The organism is Oceanimonas baumannii, assembly GCF_002245495.1.
Classification (GTDB): domain Bacteria; phylum Pseudomonadota; class Gammaproteobacteria; order Enterobacterales; family Aeromonadaceae; genus Oceanimonas; species Oceanimonas baumannii.
This window is the reverse complement of the sequence record NZ_NQJF01000011.1, coordinates 37,322-55,214: the sequence shown is the minus strand read 5'-3', so window position 1 is coordinate 55,214 and position 17,893 is coordinate 37,322. Positions and strand designations below refer to the sequence as shown.

Annotated in this window: 20 protein-coding genes, 2 tRNA genes and 1 riboswitch; of the genes, 17 read left to right on the top strand and 5 right to left on the bottom strand. The window is 56.4% G+C overall.

Annotated features, from left to right (window positions below):
• The 3 genes from B6S09_RS13570 to B6S09_RS13560 all read right to left on the bottom strand — a co-directional run bounded on the left by B6S09_RS13570 (position 1) and on the right by B6S09_RS13560 (position 3,687).
• The gene (locus tag B6S09_RS13570) at positions 1-339 is read right to left on the bottom strand and encodes an MGMT family protein (RefSeq protein ID WP_094279035.1); all 339 of its coding nucleotides are present in this window, start codon (positions 337-339) and stop codon (positions 1-3) included.
• 1 nt (position 340) lies between these two features.
• Positions 341-1,903, bottom strand: coding sequence for a methyl-accepting chemotaxis protein (locus B6S09_RS13565; RefSeq protein ID WP_094279034.1), 1,563 nt, complete (start codon positions 1,901-1,903; stop codon positions 341-343).
• Between the two features lie 83 nt (positions 1,904-1,986).
• On the bottom strand, positions 1,987-3,687 hold the full coding sequence (locus B6S09_RS13560; protein WP_094279033.1) for a gamma-glutamyltransferase family protein: 1,701 nt from the start codon (positions 3,685-3,687) through the stop codon (positions 1,987-1,989).
• Positions 3,688-3,947: 260 nt separating this feature from the next.
• Here B6S09_RS13560 and B6S09_RS13555 point away from each other — a divergent pair.
• Both B6S09_RS13555 and B6S09_RS13550 read left to right on the top strand, forming a co-directional pair.
• Positions 3,948-4,023 (top strand) — tRNA-Gly (locus tag B6S09_RS13555).
• A 13-nt stretch (positions 4,024-4,036) separates the two neighbouring features.
• Positions 4,037-4,110: transfer RNA gene (locus tag B6S09_RS13550), tRNA-Cys, on the top strand.
• Positions 4,111-4,117: 7 nt separating this feature from the next.
• Here B6S09_RS13550 and B6S09_RS13545 read toward each other — a convergent pair.
• Positions 4,118-4,912 (bottom strand): DUF1853 family protein, encoded by a 795-nt coding sequence (locus B6S09_RS13545; protein WP_166670324.1) that lies wholly within the window; start codon positions 4,910-4,912, stop codon positions 4,118-4,120.
• A gap of 60 nt (positions 4,913-4,972) precedes the next feature.
• Between B6S09_RS13545 and B6S09_RS13540 the strand changes: the two genes are divergently transcribed.
• The 13 genes from B6S09_RS13540 (at position 4,973) to moaE (ending at position 15,450) form a co-directional block, all read left to right on the top strand.
• Positions 4,973-5,731, top strand: a complete 759-nt coding sequence (locus B6S09_RS13540) for a Nif3-like dinuclear metal center hexameric protein (RefSeq protein WP_094279113.1) — start codon at positions 4,973-4,975, stop codon at positions 5,729-5,731.
• 215 nt (positions 5,732-5,946) lie between these two features.
• Entirely contained in the window at positions 5,947-7,326 is a 1,380-nt protein-coding gene (locus B6S09_RS13535; RefSeq protein WP_166670323.1) for a sigma-54-dependent transcriptional regulator, read from the top strand.
• Positions 7,319-7,693 carry an Hpt domain-containing protein gene (locus B6S09_RS13530; RefSeq protein WP_094279030.1) on the top strand — a complete coding sequence of 125 codons (375 nt, stop codon included), beginning with the start codon at positions 7,319-7,321 and terminating at the stop codon, positions 7,691-7,693. Before B6S09_RS13535 ends, B6S09_RS13530 begins: the two co-directional genes overlap by 8 nt.
• 315 nt (positions 7,694-8,008) lie before the next feature.
• Positions 8,009-8,151, top strand: a riboswitch (molybdenum cofactor riboswitch).
• The gene (moaA, locus tag B6S09_RS13525) at positions 8,139-9,119 is read left to right on the top strand and encodes a GTP 3',8-cyclase MoaA (RefSeq protein WP_094279029.1); all 981 of its coding nucleotides are present in this window, start codon (positions 8,139-8,141) and stop codon (positions 9,117-9,119) included. (Overlaps the previous riboswitch by 13 nt.)
• A 195-nt stretch (positions 9,120-9,314) precedes the next feature.
• On the top strand, positions 9,315-9,815 hold the full coding sequence (gene napF / locus B6S09_RS13520) for a ferredoxin-type protein NapF (RefSeq protein WP_094279028.1): 501 nt from the start codon (positions 9,315-9,317) through the stop codon (positions 9,813-9,815).
• Complete coding sequence (locus B6S09_RS13515; protein ID WP_094279027.1) at positions 9,812-10,081, top strand: chaperone NapD; 270 nt, start codon at positions 9,812-9,814, stop codon at positions 10,079-10,081. The genes napF and B6S09_RS13515 overlap by 4 nt, the downstream gene beginning before the upstream one ends.
• Complete coding sequence (napA, locus tag B6S09_RS13510) at positions 10,078-12,567, top strand: nitrate reductase catalytic subunit NapA (protein WP_094279026.1); 2,490 nt, start codon at positions 10,078-10,080, stop codon at positions 12,565-12,567. Before B6S09_RS13515 ends, napA begins: the two co-directional genes overlap by 4 nt.
• A 30-nt stretch (positions 12,568-12,597) precedes the next feature.
• Complete coding sequence (locus tag B6S09_RS13505) at positions 12,598-13,044, top strand: nitrate reductase cytochrome c-type subunit (RefSeq protein ID WP_094279112.1); 447 nt, start codon at positions 12,598-12,600, stop codon at positions 13,042-13,044.
• Positions 13,045-13,053: 9 nt separating this feature from the next.
• Positions 13,054-13,647 (top strand): cytochrome c3 family protein, encoded by a 594-nt coding sequence (locus B6S09_RS13500; protein WP_094279025.1) that lies wholly within the window; start codon positions 13,054-13,056, stop codon positions 13,645-13,647.
• Between the two features lie 129 nt (positions 13,648-13,776).
• Positions 13,777-14,286, top strand: coding sequence for a molybdenum cofactor biosynthesis protein B (moaB, locus tag B6S09_RS13495; RefSeq protein WP_094279024.1), 510 nt, complete (start codon positions 13,777-13,779; stop codon positions 14,284-14,286).
• Positions 14,287-14,289: 3 nt separating this feature from the next.
• A complete protein-coding gene (moaC, locus tag B6S09_RS13490) occupies positions 14,290-14,766 on the top strand; it encodes a cyclic pyranopterin monophosphate synthase MoaC (protein ID WP_094279023.1) in 477 nt (158 codons plus the stop codon).
• Positions 14,763-15,008 (top strand): molybdopterin synthase sulfur carrier subunit, encoded by a 246-nt coding sequence (gene moaD / locus B6S09_RS13485; protein WP_094279022.1) that lies wholly within the window; start codon positions 14,763-14,765, stop codon positions 15,006-15,008. Before moaC ends, moaD begins: the two co-directional genes overlap by 4 nt.
• 1 nt (position 15,009) lies before the next feature.
• Positions 15,010-15,450 carry a molybdopterin synthase catalytic subunit MoaE gene (moaE, locus tag B6S09_RS13480; protein WP_094279021.1) on the top strand — a complete coding sequence of 147 codons (441 nt, stop codon included), beginning with the start codon at positions 15,010-15,012 and terminating at the stop codon, positions 15,448-15,450.
• Positions 15,451-15,547: 97 nt separating this feature from the next.
• Here moaE and moeA read toward each other — a convergent pair whose 3' ends face one another.
• On the bottom strand, positions 15,548-16,789 hold the full coding sequence (gene moeA, locus B6S09_RS13475; protein WP_094279020.1) for a molybdopterin molybdotransferase MoeA: 1,242 nt from the start codon (positions 16,787-16,789) through the stop codon (positions 15,548-15,550).
• A gap of 158 nt (positions 16,790-16,947) precedes the next feature.
• Here moeA and folE point away from each other — a divergent pair, with 158 nt between their 5' ends.
• Positions 16,948-17,601, top strand: coding sequence for a GTP cyclohydrolase I FolE (gene folE, locus B6S09_RS13470; RefSeq protein ID WP_094279019.1), 654 nt, complete (start codon positions 16,948-16,950; stop codon positions 17,599-17,601).
• A gap of 3 nt (positions 17,602-17,604) precedes the next feature.
• The gene (locus tag B6S09_RS13465; protein ID WP_094279018.1) at positions 17,605-17,889 is read left to right on the top strand and encodes an Rdx family protein; all 285 of its coding nucleotides are present in this window, start codon (positions 17,605-17,607) and stop codon (positions 17,887-17,889) included.
• Positions 17,890-17,893 lie beyond the last annotated feature (4 nt).

Below are 17,893 nucleotides of genomic sequence, written 5' to 3'. Positions count from 1 at the left end.
TTAATGCTCAAGCAGCATCAGCAGGGCACCCAGATCGGGCCGCCACTGATGCTGTTTCATATTGACCCTTTTCCCTCTGAATACCACTCCTTCGGCGAGCAGGCGCTGGCGTTGTTCCTGTGCCGCTTCACTGCCGGCCGGCAGACTGATCTCGCCGCTGGAAGAGACCACCCGGTGCCAGGGTAGTGCCTGAGTATCCGCCGTGCGTAGCACGGTGCCGGCCAGCCTGGCCCGACCGGGCAAGCCGGCCAGATCTGCCAGTTGTCCATAGCTGACCACGTTCCCGGCGGGGATCAGTGCCAGCACCGACAGAATGGCCTGCTCGCCGGAATGAGCCATATCAGGAGAAAGTACGGCTCAGGTTATTCAGGCTCTGAGAGCGTTCAAGCAGCTCCTTGCTGGAATCTTCCACCTGGGTAATGGTGTTCAGGTTGGCAGAGGAGGTTTGCGAAATCTGATGGACATTGCGGCTGATTTCTTCCGCTACCTGCTGTTGCTGGCCGGCGGCGGCAGAAATTTCAACGGTCACATCCACAATGTGATCGATTTCCTGCACTACTTTGCCCAGGCTTTGGGTGCCCGCCTCGGCGGCGTCCACGCACTCCTGGCTGTGGGCCATATTGGCATCCATCATGGTGCGCCAGTTGGCAAGGGTTTGCTGAATCTGCCCGATGCTGCTCTGGATCTGCTCGGTTGCTCCATGAGTGCGGGTAGACAGTGCCCGCACTTCTTCTGCTACTACCGCAAAGCCACGACCGTGCTCACCTGCCCGGGCTGCTTCAATGGCGGCATTCAGGGCCAGCAGATTGGTTTGATCGGCAATGCCCTGAATTTCTGTCATCAGAATACCAATGCGGTTGGACTCTTCCGACAGCGCCACGGTGGCGTCGGCGGCATGCTCGGCTTCACGGGCCAGCTCAACGATTTTTTGCCGGGTCTGCTCCAGCTGGCTCTGGGTCAGGTGGCACTGATGCTGAGCTTCTTCGGCATTGCTGGCGGCTTTTTGAGTATTTTGTGTGATCTCATGGGCAGTGGCCGACATTTCATCAATGGCAGCGGCAATCTGGTGAGTATCGCTGTCCTGACGGCTGAGATCATCCCGGGCACTGGTCATGGCCTGCATCATGCTGGTAGCCAGGGATTTGAGTGAGCCGGTGGCATCATCCACCCGGCCCAGTATGGTACGGGAACGGGCTTGCCATAAGCCAAGATGGTAGTCAGCAATGGAATGAGGGGCATCACCGGAATATACCTGCCGGGAAATGCTGTCATATTCCTGATGCAGACGCTGAAAAAAGCGTGCACTGCCGAATAACTGCTGGCGGTAGCACACTAACAGCCAGGCGATTGGTAACAGGCTCCAGGCCAGACCGCTGATGCCGTTGTTCTGCCAGGCTCCGGCCAGCAGAGCAAGCATCACGGCACCGCCCAACCAGGGCTTTAGTACAGCCAGCGAAGCGCCGGTCTTATTGCTGCTGCGCCTGTTTTTTTCTGCCGCCAGCAGGCTGGCATAGGCTTTTTCGGCGCGATCCCGCACCGTCGGATCCAGTTTGGTTCTGACAGACTGATAACCGGTAATTTCGCCATCTTCATAGATGGGAGTGACATAGGCATCTACCCAGTAGTAGCGGCCATCTTTACAGCGGTTCTTGACGGCACCTCGCCAGGCCTGCCCTTGCTTCATGCATTTCCACAGATCTTTAAACGCGGCTGCGGGCATATCGGGGTGGCGCACTATATTGTGGTTTTTCCCCTGTAACTCTTCCGAGGTAAAACCGGCAACCTGGCAGAAAATGTCATTGGCGTAAATGATGACACCGCGTTTGTCAGTGGTAGACACCAGCTGTTCCCGGTCACTGTAGGTTACTTCTTCATCGATGACGTGCTGATTTCTGCTGTTCATTGTGTTTTCTTTTATTCTGCGGGAGAGACCTGATTGTTAATTATCGGCCCGTGACATGGAATCTTGAGCTGTAATCTTTGCGCTCAGGGCTTTCGGTCTGACTCTGCACTGCTTTTTTCCGGCACCACGGTGACGGCCAGTGCGGTTCCTTCCTGGCGGGGATCGGCAACCCCCGCCAGGCCATCTGCCTGTCGCATGATCACATGCAGTCCGGAATCCAGTTCAGTAAAACGGGTGGTAAAACCCAGTGTCGCCATGGCTGGCTGCAGGGCGGTGTTAAGGGGAGAGGGCTCCATCTCAAGTGCGCTGTCTCGATGTAATACATGAGGCTGATGTAATGCCTCCCGAATGTCCATGCCCCAATCCAGGATGCTTATCAGGCTGTGCAGCACATAACCGACAGTGCGGCTGCCACCGGACGAGCCAGCCAACAGCAGCAGTTCACCTTGCTGATCAAACACCAGGGTCGGGCTCATGAAGGAGTGGGGACGTTTGCCGGGTGCAAAGGGCAAGCGGCTCACACTGTTATTGAGCATAAACCCCTGCACCATCAACCGGGAACCAAAGATGCTTTCGAGGGATGAAGTCAGGGACACCGCATTACCGCTGGCATCAATAATGCTGATCTGTGTGCTGGAAGCAAGCGTTGGAAACATCTCGGATGAGGGGGGCTCCGGTTGCCCTGTGATCAGTGCAGGCTGCGCTTTGTTACTTTCTTTCAGCAAGCCTGCCCACTCACCGAGGTGATCGGCATGCAGCCGTTCAGCAATCGTCTCAACGTCGCCATCTGTGATGTTGTGGTGGTGATGGTCGGCAAAGGCCAGTCGCGAGGCATCAGCAATCAACCGCCAGGCATCGGGGGAGGTGGGACCCATTTTGCTCAGTTCAAAGTGCGACAGTGTGCCCAGGATCTGGCCGAGTGCCAGCGCACTGGAGCCGGGAGGTCCCATGCCGCAAATACGATATTGACGATAAGGCGCACAGAGAGCAGGCCGTTCTTGCACCCGGTAGCGAGCCAGATCATAGAGAGACAGCAAGCCGGGCTGAGGGGATTGAGCCACTTTCTCGACGATCAGCTCTGCAATTTTCCCCTGATAAAATGCCGTTGGCCCTTCAATGCTGAGCCGGGTCAGTATAGCGGCAAGAAGCGGGTTCTGCAGCCGGTAGCCGGCAGGCAAAGATGCCCCCCGGTCATCAAAAAATAGCTGGCGGGCCTGAGGATCCTGCTTCAGACTGTTACTGTGTCTGGCTATCAGGCGGGCAAGCCGGGGCGACACCTCCACGCCGTTGAGAGCAAACTGAATGGCAGGAACAAATAGCTCACGCCAGGGGAGCCGGCCAAAACGCTGGTGGGCCTGCCACATCAGCATAACGGTACCCGGTGTTCCGACAGAGCGCTCGCCGGTTTGCTCCAGAGACAGCTCCTGTCCGTTCAGGAAGCAGGTAGCAGGCACTGACAACGGGGCAGTTTCGCGACCGTCAAGGGTGGTGATTTCCTGTTTATCCTGTTGCCAGTACACCAGAAAGCTGCCGCCTCCCAGACCGGATGACTGAGGTTCAACCAGTGCCAGCACCATCTGGGCGGCAATCATCGCATCCACGGCACTGCCCCCGTTGGTCAGTATTCGCTGCGCGGCCTGGCTGGCGTGCGGGTTGGCGGTGACCACCATGGCTTGTCCGGCCCTGACCAGGGGTTTGTCTTGCCAGCCGGTGGTTCCGGGAATGGCCCGGTTGTCGGCATGGGCCACGGGCAGCCAGAGCAGAATGAGCAACAGCAACGGCATTATGATGCTCCTGAACGGATGTGAAATCACAGCTTAGCAGGCGGCGGCAACAGAGCCTGCTAAAAAACACCCAAGATGCTGAAAATAAAAGCAAATAAACTTCATTAATAAAAAATGGCTTGTATTAACAACACACCTGCCTATAATGCCAGTCCATCAGCAGCGGCAAGCTGTTGAGCCGGAATATAAGAGAACAGCATGTTTTATCTTATCCGTATAAAGATAGTATCGCTATCTTCTTGTCAGTATGTAAATGGTATGCGGGAATAGCTCAGCTGGTAGAGCACAACCTTGCCAAGGTTGGGGTCGCGAGTTCGAATCTCGTTTCCCGCTCCAATTTACCCTCTGTGGCGCGTTAGCAAAGCGGTTATGCAGCGGATTGCAAATCCGTTCAGTCCGGTTCGACTCCGGAACGCGCCTCCATTATTTTCTATTGATTCCATTCCTTTTCCACGCGTACATACCAGTTACCTTCGCTGTCCTGGTAGTTTTTTCGATCCCGTCGTTCAGTCGTGGCACGGCCACCGGTCATCCAGCCCAGCTTGTGCTGTGCTTTGAACTGCGCGTCCGGAAGTTCATGACCCCACCGTCCCAGCGTGCCCGGAGCTCTTTCAGGTAATGTTGTATGTTGAGGGTAAAATAATCTTCCTTTTAATATTAGTCGTTTGTGCTCGGGCATCAGTCCTTCGGAGATAAGTGCCCGGCGTACTACCGGTTGCTCACTGAGGCGAAGTTGGTGCTGCTGCATATGATCCAGCTTGCGTCTCAGCCTGTCGCAGGGGTTGATGCCAAGTGCACTGTCTTCCGGGGTGGCGGTATCGGTGATCAGATAAAACTTAACCGACAGCTCCCAGTGCTCCACCCGCATGTGCTGGCTGTCCCACAGCAAAAAATCAAAGGCACCGAGGGTTTTCCCTGCCACTACTTGCTGACGGTTATAGCCCAGCACCTGAAAACGCGGAGAATCAAGCAAAAAGAAGTGCCATAAGGTCTCAAAATACTGGCCCAGCCGGCGACAGTGGGCACAATGACGCTGCAACAGTGCCGGCTGGCGATCCAGTGCCAGTAATCGAGGCCAGTATGCATGTAGCAGTTCGGCATACCAATCATCATCAGGTGCCATGGGTAAGCCGGGCAATAGCCCGGGGCTGCCGATGGCCCAGGCAAGATCCCGTACTTCATGATGGACAAAGCAGGCCAGGGTCTGCTTCGGTAAAAGGCACATAAAACCGTTCTCTTTTGTTTTACAATGAGCGCATTCAACCATACAACCATGGGAGCCAGCATGAACAATCTGGAGCTCGAGCAGCTGTTAAACAAGCAGCTGAATACACAGGCTATTCGTGATTATTGCCCTAATGGGCTGCAAGTGGAAGGCCGGACCGGGGTGCAGCACATTGTAACCGGGGTAACGGCCAGTCAGGCGCTGATTGATCAGGCTGTTGCGCTGAATGCCGATGCTATTCTGGTACATCATGGCTATTTCTGGAAAGGGGAAGCGCCATCGGTGCGGGGCATGAAGCGGCACCGGCTAAAGGCGCTGCTGGCCAACGATATCAATCTCTATGCTTATCACCTGCCTCTTGATATTGCTCCGGTACTGGGTAACAACGCCCAGTTGGCGGAGCTGCTCGGCATCCAGGTTACCGGCCCCCTTGAACCGGATAATGCCTTATCGGTGGCAATGCGGGGGGAATTAACTACGCCCCTCAGTGGTACTGAGCTGACGGCTAACATAGAGCAAAAGCTGGGACGGTCAGTATTGCATGTGGGGGAGACCGGCCCTCAGCTGATCCGGCACATCGGCTGGTGTACCGGTGGTGGTCAGGGGTATATCGAGCTGGCAGCAGAGCAGGGCATGGATGCGTTTATCAGCGGTGAAGTGTCAGAGCAAACAGTGCATTCGGCCCGGGAGCTGGGTATTCACTTTTTTGCGGCTGGCCACCACGCCACCGAACGTTACGGAGTGAAGGCGCTGGGGGAGTGGCTGGCTGTGGAGCATGGTCTGACCGTGCAGTTTGTGGACATTGATAACCCGGCATAAAAAAGACCAGGGCCGAATGCCGACCCTGGTTTTGCAGCAGCCACACGGGCAAAAGCATGGTTCTTAGTGCGCAGATGCATGGAAATGCAGACAGTGTTCTAACGCTAACAACTCATCTCTGATGTTTAAAATATGTTAACATCATGTTGTTGCAAGGCAAGCTTTTTCAGCCAGGAATCATAAAAAGTGACAATGGATACAATGAGAGAAATACGATGGTAGATAAAAGGCTAACTGTATTGATGGTGGAAGACACGCCATCACTGGCAGCCATGTATCAGTTGTTCTTGCAGGATGAGCCTTTGACGCTGACGACGGTCAGTAACGGCCAGCAGGCGCTCGAACACATTCGCCGGCAGCCTCCGGATATTCTGTTACTGGATCTGATCCTGCCCGATATGCCGGGGATGGATATATTGCAATGGCTGCATCAGGAACAGCTGAATGTCACCACAATTGTGATGACGGCGCATGGTTCGGTTGATGTGGCCGTTGATGCCATGCGTCTGGGAGCCCATGACTTTATCAGCAAGCCGGTTGAGTCTGAACGGCTGAAAGTGACCTTGCACAACACCATGAAGTTTCGTCATCTGAATCAGCTGGTGAATAAGTATCGTCATGAAATGGAGCGTGAGCGTTTTCAGGGGTTTATTGGCGAAAGCTTGCCCATGCAAAAGGTCTACCGGCTGATTGAAAATGCCGCTCCCAGTACCGCCACCGTGTTTATTACCGGCGAAAGCGGGACCGGTAAGGAAGTCTGTGCTGAGGCTATTCATCAGCTGAGCGGGCGTGCCGAGGGACCCTTTATCGCTCTGAACTGTGCCGCCATTCCGCGGGACTTGATGGAAAGTGAGCTGTTTGGGCATATCAAAGGGGCGTTTACCGGCGCACTGCAGGACCGGGACGGAGCAGTGATCCGTGCCAATGGCGGCACCTTGTTCATGGATGAGATCTGTGAAATGGATCTGGAACTGCAAAGCAAGTTGTTGCGCTTTTTGCAGACTGGCCTGATTCAGCCGGTGGGTAGCTCCAACCACATTAAGGTGGATGTACGCATTGTCTGTGCCACCAACCGTGATCCGCTGGTTGAGGTAGAGCAGGGCCGTTTCCGGGAAGATTTATACTACCGGCTGCATGTTATTCCGGTGCATCTGCCGCCTTTGCGTGAGCGGGGGGGGGATGTTATCAGTATTGCCACTGCACTGGTACGGCAGGCATCGCGGGAAGAAGGCAAAGATTTTGTGGGGTTGTCGGAGTCTACCAAAGACAGGCTGCAGGCTTATCACTGGCCGGGTAACGTCCGCCAGTTGCAGAACGTGATCCGGAATGCGGTGGTATTGCATCAGGGCGAGTGGATTGACGTAGACATGTTGCCGGCACCGCTGGATCGTGCCATGTCCGGTATGCCGGTCAGTGATGGCGATGGCACTCCTGCTCCCCAGCCAATATTGCCTCTGGCAGTGATTGAGCGTCAGGCCATAGAGCGTACCATAGCCTATTGCGACGGTAATATTTCCCGTGCCGCGGCCATGCTGGAAGTCAGCCCGTCCACCATTTACCGCAAGTTGCAAAGCTGGGGGGAAGAACATGGCTGACTGGCAAACCCTGTACCCGAGATTACCACTGCTTGAGCCTGCGCGGCTTAAGCTGCTGGCCCAGGACCTGGGTGATGATGCCTTGGGCCGCTTGCTGGTGTTATTTGCAGAGGATGGCATACAGCAAGGAGAAGCATTGGAACAGGCCTTCGGTAATCATGATCATGAGCTGATGGCACGCTGGTGTCATAGCCTTAAGTCGGCTTGCGGAAGTTACGGTGCCCTACGTTGTCAGTTTCTGGCAGAAAAACTGGAAACAGCCTGTCGTCAGCAAGACGGCGGTGATATTGCATTGCTGATGGCGGCCTGGCAGATGACGCTGGCGGATACCCTGAAGGCGGTGAACTCAAGAAGAGAAAGTCGTTAAACAGGTAAAAAAAATGGCCAACCCAATGGGTTGGCCGAACTTCAGCGGGAGCTGAAGAGAGCACGGGATAAAAACGACTGCTTAGATATATGAAATTATCGTGCCAACTTTTTAAAGCCCCGTCATGACGGGCTTTTCGGCACAAGAGCTCAGAAAACGCTCGATGCAAAGTGCAAAAAAACGCATAATGCCAATAGGGTTTATTGCAATATGCGATTTTTGGTGTGATGTCCGAGGAAAGCCGGTGTTGAAATCAGTGTAAATATTTCTTGAACTGAAGCTATGTTTACACCTAAGGTGAAGCTGAAGATACACAATTTTTACAAACTCCGAGTCCGCTACACCTACGTTGATGCTTCAATAGGGTGACCGGACCGCTCGGGTCAGAAAGGCCCGTAAGGGTGCCATCAGAAATGGTGTCGCCTCCCATTTTGGAAAGGTGTTTATGCTGGAGTTACAAGACGCATTCGCGCGCAAGTTTCATTATTTGCGGCTGTCGGTGACCGACGTCTGCAATTTTCGTTGCCAGTACTGTCTGCCCGATGGTTACCGTCCTGATGGCCGGAAAACCTTTCTGACCCTGGATGAAATTCGCCATATTACTCAGGCCTTTGCCACCATGGGCACCAACAAGGTGCGTATTACCGGTGGCGAGCCTTCCATGCGCCGGGATTTTACCGACATTATTGAAGCCGTGGCTTCAACCCCGGGAATTCGCAAGGTAGCCACCACCACCAACGGTTACCGTATGGCGGAGCGGGTAGCAGACTGGCGTAGTGCCGGTCTTGATGCCATTAACGTGAGCCTGGACAGCCTCGATCCGCGCATGTTTCACCAGATCACCGGACAGAACCGCTTTCATGAGGTCATGGCGGGCATTGAGGCTGCCTTTGCTGCCGGCTTTGAGCAGGTAAAGGTGAATACCGTGCTGATGCGCGGTCTCAACGACGGTGAACTGGGGCAGTTCCTGGCCTGGATAAAATCCAACCCAATTCAGCTGCGCTTTATTGAGCTGATGCAGACCGGTGAGATGGACCAATTGTTTGAGCGTCACCATGTCCGCGGGGCTGCCATTAAGGAAAAACTGCTTGAGTCGGGCTGGCAGCAAAGGGTTCGGGCCCACAACGACGGTCCGGCTGAGGTGTTCTGGCACCCGGATTATGTGGGGGAGATCGGTCTTATCATGCCCTACGCCCAGGACTTTTGTGCCAGCTGTAACCGGCTCAGGGTCTCGGCTCTGGGTAAGTTGCACCTGTGCTTGTTTGGTGAGTACGGGGTGGAGCTGCGAGACTTACTGCAGCACAAGGGACAGCAGGCCGCGTTGCAGCGACGTTTGCGTGAAGCGCTGGCCGACAAAAAAGCCACTCATTTTCTGCATCAGGGTCAGAGTGGTATGACTCCCCATCTGGCTTCCATCGGCGGCTGATACCAGCAATTTCACCACGGCGGTTGTGCTGACGACCGCCCTCAATTTGACCCTGCTCAAACCTCCTTCGATTTTCTTATTTTTGTCATGCCTTCCGGTCTTGCCTTTTCATACTCTGTAACCAGGAATCTGGATTAGACTTACAGCTTAACATTCCGGCTACATTGGTAGATTGGTACAAGAGATGAGGGCCATATGGATAGCACTCCCGATTTATCTCGACGGCGCTTGCTCAGGGGCGGGGCAGGTACCGGTCTTCCCGTTCAGGCGTTGCCCTGGACGGTGTCGTGGGCGCAATTTACCGACCGTTGCAGCCGCTGTGGCGACTGCGTGAACGCCTGTCCTGAACATATCATTGTCAATGCCGACGGTGGCTTTCCGGCCATTGATTTTACCCGGGGAGCGTGCACGTTTTGTGGCGACTGCGCCATGGCCTGTGCGGAGCCCCTGTTTCACCCCGAAACAACACCTCCCTGGCATCAGCATGTCGTCTTTGAACATGCCTGCCTGGCGTATCAGGGCGTGCATTGCCGCAGCTGTGAAGACGGCTGCGAGCCTGCCGCGATTCGTTTCAGCCCCCGGCTGGGAGGCCTGGCTGTACCTGAGCTGAATAAGGATGCCTGCAACGGCTGTGGTGGCTGCGTGGCAGTCTGCCCGGTGAGTGCCATCGGCATGGTGAAGGAGGAGCAAGCATGAAGGAGCATGAGTGGCATGTGGCCAGTCTGGTGGTGCATTGCCGGCCCGAATTCAGGCGGGCTGTCATTAATGCCATTGAGCAACTGACCGGTGCCGAGGTACCGGTCAGTAGTGAACAGGGGAAGCTGGTGGTGTCTCTGGAGGGGCCTGGCCAGCAGCACATTGTTGAGCACATCGACATCATTGCCCTGATGGACGGCATTCTTTCCACCACCCTGATTTATCATGAGTTTGCCGAGCTTGAGCCCGGCAAGGAGCCAGCATGACACTGAATCGTCGCGATTTTATGAAAGCCAATGCCGTGGCTGCAGCCGCCGCTGCCGCCGGACTGGCGTTGCCGGCCGGAGCCACCAATCTGATTACCAGCCGGGATGAAACCGCCATCAAATGGGACAAGGCACCCTGCCGGTTCTGCGGTACCGGCTGCTCCGTGTTAGTGGGCTCACAAAATGGCAAGGTGGTGGCCACCCAGGGGGATCCCAAGGCCCCGGTAAACCGGGGACTGAACTGCATCAAGGGTTACTTTTTATCAAAGATCATGTACGGCAAGGACCGGCTGACCACACCGCTGCTGCGTATGACGAACGGCGAATATGATAAACACGGTGAATTTACGCCCGTCAGCTGGGAGCGGGCCTTCGATATCATGGCCGAAAAATGGAAAGCAGCGCTGAAGGCCAAAGGTCCCGAAGCGGTGGGCATGTTTGGCTCCGGCCAATGGACCATTATGGAAGGCTACGCCGCGGCCAAGTTATTCAAGGCCGGTTTCCGCACCAACAATCTGGATCCTAACGCCCGCCACTGTATGGCCTCGGCGGTGGCCGGCTTTATGCGGACCTTTGGCATGGATGAGCCCATGGGCTGTTATGACGACATTGAAGCCACCGACGCGTTTGTGTTGTGGGGCTCCAACATGGCGGAAATGCACCCCATTCTCTGGTCCCGGCTGACCGATCGTCGCTTGAGCACGCCCCATGTACAGGTGCACGTTCTATCCACTTTCGAGCACCGCAGCTTTGAACTGGCCGACAACGGCATGGTATTCCGACCCCAGACCGATCTGGCGATTCTTAACTATATTGCCCATTACATCATTACAACCGGCCAGGTGAATCAGGGCTTTGTAAGCCGCCATGTGCGTTTTGCCAAGGGTGAAGACGACATCGGCTATGGTCTGCGGCCTGCACATCCACGCCAGGCAGCAGCAGCTCACCCCGACTCGGGGGCCTCCAGCCCCATGAGCTTTGAAGAGTTTGCCGCGTTTGTTGCCGACTATGATGTCGATACCGTAGCCAGCCTTTCCGGCGTGCCTGCCGAGCGGCTGGAAGCGCTGGCAGCTGCTTATGCGGATCCTGCCACCAAGGTGGTGTCATTCTGGACCATGGGCTTTAACCAGCATACCCGGGGCACTTGGGCCAACAATATGGTCTACAACATTCATTTGCTGACCGGCAAGATTTCCGAGCCTGGCAACAGTCCGTTTTCCCTGACCGGCCAGCCCTCCGCCTGCGGTACTGCCCGGGAAGTGGGCACCTTTGCTCACCGCCTGCCCGCCGACATGGTGGTGGCCAACCCTGAGCATCGCGTTGTGGCGGAAAAGATCTGGAAGCTGCCCGAGGGCACCATTAATCCCAAGCCGGGTTACCACGCGGTGCTGCAAAACCGCATGCTCAAGGACGGCAAGCTTAATGCTTACTGGGTCATGTGTAACAACAACATGCAGGCGGCGGCCAACATGAACGAAGAGAGTCTGCCCGGTTACCGTCACCCCGAGAATTTCGTGGTGGTGTCCGAGCCTTATCCCACTGTCACCGCACAGGCGGCGGATCTGGTGTTGCCTACCGCCATGTGGGTGGAAAAGGAAGGGGGCTATGGCAATGCAGAGCGGCGGACTCAGGTGTGGTATCAGCAGGTGAAGGCCCCTGAGGGTGCACGCTCGGATCTGTGGCAGCTGATGGAATTTTCCAAGCGCTTCACCATGGAAGAGGTCTGGCCCGAAGAGCTATTGGCGAAAATGCCGGAATATCAGGGCAAGTCTCTTTATGAGGTGCTGTTTAAAAACGGCCAGGTCGACCGGTTCCCCGCCGAGGACTGCAAGAATGAGTTAAATGACGAGCGGGATCACTTCGGTTTTTACGTACAAAAGGGGCTGTTTGAGGAATACGCCGGGTTTGGCCGGGGTCATGCGCACGATCTGGCGCCCTATGACCGTTATCACCAGGAGCGTGGTCTGCGCTGGCCGGTGGTGAATGGCGAGGAAACCCTGTGGCGTTACCGGGAAGGTTACGACCCTTACGTGGAAGCGGGCAGCGGGGTGCAGTTTTACGGCCATAAAGACCACAAGGCGGTGATTTTTGCCTTGCCCTACGAGCCGGCGGCGGAAGAGCCCGATGACGAGTTCGATCTCTGGCTGTCCACCGGCCGGGTACTGGAGCACTGGCACTCCGGCTCCATGACCCGGCGGGTGCCCGAGCTGCACCGTTCGTACCCGGCAGCTCAGGTGTTTATGCATCCGGACGATGCCGCTTCCCGGGGGCTGCGCCGGGGGGATGAGGTGGTGGTGGCATCCCGCCGGGGTGAGATGAAAACCCGGCTGGAAACTCGGGGCCGCAACCGGCCGCCACAAGGGCTGGTGTTCGTTCCCTGGTTTGATGAAAGCCAGCTGATTAATCGCCTGACCCTGGATGCGACCTGTCCGCTGTCCAAGGAAACCGATTACAAGAAATGTGCCGTCAGAGTCACCAAGGCCTGACCGACCCGTGAGCAAGGTGGAGAACAGATGATGACCATCACCGCAAGATATCTTATCGCCCCGCTGCTGGTCCTGTCGGGACTGGCCGTGGCTGCCTCCGGTGCCGGTAACCTCGGTTCCCTGCGTGGCCAGATGGCACTGGATCAGGACCCGGCACCGGCGCGTATTGAAGATCCGCTTAAAGACCAGGGTATTCAGGACAGGGTGTACATTCATCAGCCGCCACTGATCCCGCATCAGGTGCGGGACTATGAAGTGGATCTCAAGGTTAATCAGTGTCTTTCGTGTCACGGCTGGAAGAATGCCACCGAACGCAATGCCCCCCGGGTCAGCCCGACCCATTATGAAAACCGGGACGGTCTGACCCTGAGCGATATCAGTCCGCGGCGTTATTTCTGTCAGCAGTGCCACGTGCCCCAGACCGGTGCCGGGCTGTTGGTGGAGAACACCTTCATGCCGGTTGAGTCATTGCGCTAAGGAGGCCTCATGGCGAACAACAACGGACTGCTCAGGAGATTGTGGCAGGTGTTCCGCACACCGGCGCGGGCTGCTGCCGGACTGGTACTGTTGCTGGGTTTTATCGGCGGGATCATCTTCTGGGGGGGCTTTAACACTGCGCTGGAGATGACCAACACCGAAACGTTTTGCATCAGCTGCCATGAAATGCGTGACAACGTGTATCAGGAATACCGGGACACCATTCACTATGCCAACCGCTCCGGCGTGCGCGCCAGTTGTCCGGACTGTCATGTGCCGCATGAATGGACCCACAAGATAGTGCGCAAGATTGCTGCTTCCAAGGAAGTATGGGGCAAAATTACCGGTATTATCGACACGCCCGAGAAGTTTGAAGTTCACCGCCGGTATATGGCCGGACGGGAGTGGCAGCGGATGAAGGAAACTGACTCCCGGGAATGCCGTAACTGCCACAACTTTGACTATATGGACTTCAGTGTGCAGGGTAACCGGGCCGCTGAAGCCCACTCCACATCCCTGGCCAGTGGTGAGAAAACCTGCATTGACTGCCATAAAGGTATCGCACACCGGTTACCCGATATGACGGGAGTGAGCGGATTCTGATCCCGAACCATGCAGTGGCAATCAGCCTGTGGCAATATGGCCACGGGCTTTTTTACGGGCTTGACCCGCCGCCGCCCAGCAGGAACAATGCCCCAGAGTATTTTCAAATAAAAGGATTAAGGTGACCCTATGAGTCATGCAAGCCAGGAGCTGGTACCGCTTAATATCGCGGTGCTGACCGTGTCTGACACCCGAACCGAAGACAGTGATACTTCCGGCCGCTTTCTGGCGGAAGCGCTGACCGGTGCCGGTCACAATCTCGTGGAAAAAGCGATTTTAAAAGACGATAAGTATCAGATCCGGGCACTGATCTCACGCTGGATAGCCAGCCCGGAAGTGCAAGTCGTGATCATCACCGGCGGTACCGGTTTTACCGGTCGCGATACCACCCCTGAGGCGGTAGGGCCACTGCTCGATACCCAGATTGACGGTTTTGGTGAGTTGTTCCGCCATATCACTTATCAGGAGCTGGGCACTTCCACCGTACAAAGCCGTGCGCTCGGCGGTCTGGCCAACCGGACGGCAGTGTTCTGTCTGCCGGGCTCCACCGGGGCCTGTCGCACTGGCTGGAACGGCATTCTTGCCGAGCAACTCGATGCCCGTCACAAGCCCTGTAACTTTGTACAGCACCTGGTGTAACTCATGAACCAACTGACCCACATTAATGCGTCTGGTGAAGCCAATATGGTGGACGTGAGCGACAAGGCAGTGACCAGTCGGGAGGCCAGAGCCGAGGCGTGGGTGCTGATGGCTCCCGACACGCTGGCGCTTATCGTGGAAGGCCGGCATCACAAGGGCGACGTGTTTGCCACCGCCCGCATTGCCGGCATTATGGCGGCCAAGAAAACGTCCGACTTGATCCCGCTGTGCCACCCGCTGGCGCTGTCCAAGGTGGAGGTTAAACTCGAGCCCGACAGTGCCCGGGGCGGGGTCCGGATTGAAAGCTACTGTAAACTGTCGGGCCAGACCGGCGTCGAGATGGAAGCACTGACCGCCGCCTCGGTAGCGGCACTGACCATTTACGACATGTGCAAGGCGGTGCAGAAAGATATGCTGATTGAAGGTGTGCGCCTGCTGGAAAAGCGGGGCGGCAAGTCCGGGGAGTTTAAAGCCAAATGATTAAAGTGGTATTTTTTGCCCGAGTGCGGGAACAGCTGGGCATGGATGAGCTGGCGTTGCAGGCTGAGTTCGCTGATGTTTCCAGCCTGCGGACACACCTGGCAAAGCGTAATGACAACTGGGCCAGGGTGTTTGCCGATCACAACCTGCTGGTGGCGGTGAACCATGAAATGGCCAGCTCGGCTACTGCCTTGACAAGTGGCGACGAAGTGGCGTTTTTTCCGCCGGTTACCGGAGGCTGAGATGATTCGGGTACAGACCGACGACTTTTGCCTTGCCACCGAATACGCCGCTCTCAGTCAGTCTCACCAGACCGGCGCCGTGGTCACCTTTGTGGGCAAGGTGCGCGACATGAATCAGGGAAGTGTGGTCAGCGGCATGACCCTGGAGCACTATCCGGGTATGACCGAACATGCCCTGCAGCAAATTGTGGCCGAGGCAAAACAGCGCTGGCCGCTGCTGGAGTGTCGGGTTATTCACCGGGTCGGTGCGCTGGCGCTGGGGGATCAGATCGTGTTTGTGGGCGTGGCCAGCCAACACCGGGAAGCGGCGTTTGCCGCCTGCCATTTCATTATGGACTACCTGAAAACCCGCGCTCCTTTCTGGAAAAAGGAGCGTACCGCTGACGGTGAACGCTGGGTGGAGGCCAAAGACAGTGACACCGATGCGGCCAAGAAATGGTAGGTTGCGATGACTGAGGAACAGGCGAGGGTGATACCGGCCTTCAGCCGGCATGACGGCTAACAAGAACAAGGCCCCTCCAATGGCAGGGGCCTTTGTGTTACCAGTACAGCCCGTCGATCAGCTCCAGGGTGACGGTTTCGCCTTTTTCCACCTGGCCTCTGTCCTGCTCCAGGTGCAGCAGGCAGTTGGCTTCGGCCATGGCGCTGAAGACCGCCGAGCTTTGGGAGCCGGCCGGCACGACTCCCAGGCTGCCATCGGCCTGACGAGCCACCTGACCACGCTGAAAGTCCATACGCCCCGGGGTCTTTTTAAAGGGCATCAGGGCGGTGGCCTGCAGGATCACGCCAGGGGTGAGCTGCTCGCCGGCCAGCTTGGCCAGCGCCGGGCGCACCAGCAGGTGAAAGGTCACCGCCGCTGATACCGGGTTGCCCGGCAGACCGAAAAAGGCGCATTGCTCAATATGGCCGAAGGCAAAGGGTTTACCGGGCTTGATTGCCAGTTTCCAGAAGCCAATACGACCCACTTCTTCCAGTACGGTTTTGGTATGATCCGCATCGCCGACCGATACGCCGCCCGACGTGATAATGGCATCATGGCTGGCCGCCGCCTTGATAAAGGCGCTGCGGATCAATGCCGCATCATCGGCAATAATGCCGTAATCGGTGATCTCTGCGCCCAGCCGGTCCAGCATGGCTGTCAGGCCGATGCGATTGGAGTCATAAATTTCACCCGGAGCCAGTAATTCGCCCGGGCGTTTCAGTTCATCGCCGGTAGACAGCAGGGCCACTCTGAGCGGCCGGCGTACATAAACCTGTTCCAGCCCCAGTGAAGCCAGCACCGCCAGTACTCTGGCATTAATACGCATACCGGCCTGAAACACGGTCTCGCCCTGAGCCACATCCTCTGCCGCCTGACGCACATGCTGCCCCTGCCGGACCGGCTGCTGAAAGGTCACCCGGTTGTTTGCCGACACGCAGTTTTCCTGCATTTCTACGCTGTCGGTGCCCAACGGCAGGGCGGCTCCGGTCATAATACGCACACACTGACCGGCTTCCACCCGGCCGGTAAACGGATGGCCGGCAAAACTGGTGCCAATAAGCTCAAGTCCCTGTTCGGTGCTGGCATCCTCTGCTCGCAGGGCATATCCGTCCATGGCTGAATTGGCAAAGGCCGGTACATCCATCGGTGAGGTTACCGTATCTGCCAGTATCCGGTTCAGTGCCTGCTCAAGAGGCACCAGCTCCGCGGCGGTAATTGTCTCCAGCTGCCCCAGCATATCGGCTTTGGCATCTGCAAAAGGGCGAAGGCCCGGCTGACTGCAACAATCCTGAATGGCCATATTCCGGCTCCCTGAATGGTATGGACTGATCGCATTATTCCAGACCCGGGTGTCAATTGTCATGGCGGTTTCACTAAAATGAGCGATACTCCGTCATTCACAGCCAGTCCCAAATGCACTAACATGCCCAAAGCTTGTATACCCTCACGGAGAAGATCATGACTGCATTGAGCGATGAAGCCATTCGGGTCCGCTCGGCCCTGGAAGCCCGGGGCCTGGAAACTCCGATGCGCAGCAATAACCTGACGACGGCCCAGCAGCAGGAACAGATTACTGGCCTGATGACCCAGGTAATGGATGTACTGGGGCTGGATCTGGAAGATGACAGCCTGGCTGAGACGCCGCAGCGTATTGCCAAGATGTATGTGCGGGAGATCTTCTCGGGGTTGGATTACACTCAATTTCCCAAAATTACCCTGATCGATAACAAAATGAAGGTTGATGAAATGGTTCAGGTGCGTGATATCACCATGACCAGCACCTGTGAACATCATTTTGTTACCATCGACGGTACCGCGACGGTGGCTTATATCCCCCGCGGCAAAGTGATCGGCCTGTCCAAGATTAACCGTATTGTACAGTTCTTTGCCCGCCGGCCTCAGGTTCAGGAGCGGCTGACCCAACAGGTGCTGCTTGCCTTGCAGACGCTGCTAGAGTCCGACGACGTTGCGGTGAGCATTACCGCCACCCATTACTGTGTGAAGGCCAGAGGGGTTATGGACGCCACCAGTACGACCACCACAACGTCATTGGGCGGTATTTTCAAAAGCCGGCAGGAAACTCGTCAGGAGTTTCTGCGCGGTGTGCGTTGAGCCATGCAGTCCAGGCCCAGGATAGAAATACGCTACTGCAGTCTGTGCCGCTGGCTGTTGCGCTCTGCCTGGCTGGCTCAGGAGATCCTGTCCACCTTTGCCGATGAGGTCGGTGAAGTCGCGCTTATCCCCGGAGATAAAGGACAGTTTCAGATTTTTGTTGATGGCACCCTGATCTGGTGCAGGGTGGCCGATGACGGTTTTCCCGAAGCCAAGGAAATCAAGCAGCGTATCCGGGACGAGATCGCGCCCGGGCGCGATCTCGGGCACAGCGAACGTCGTCCCTGAAGGT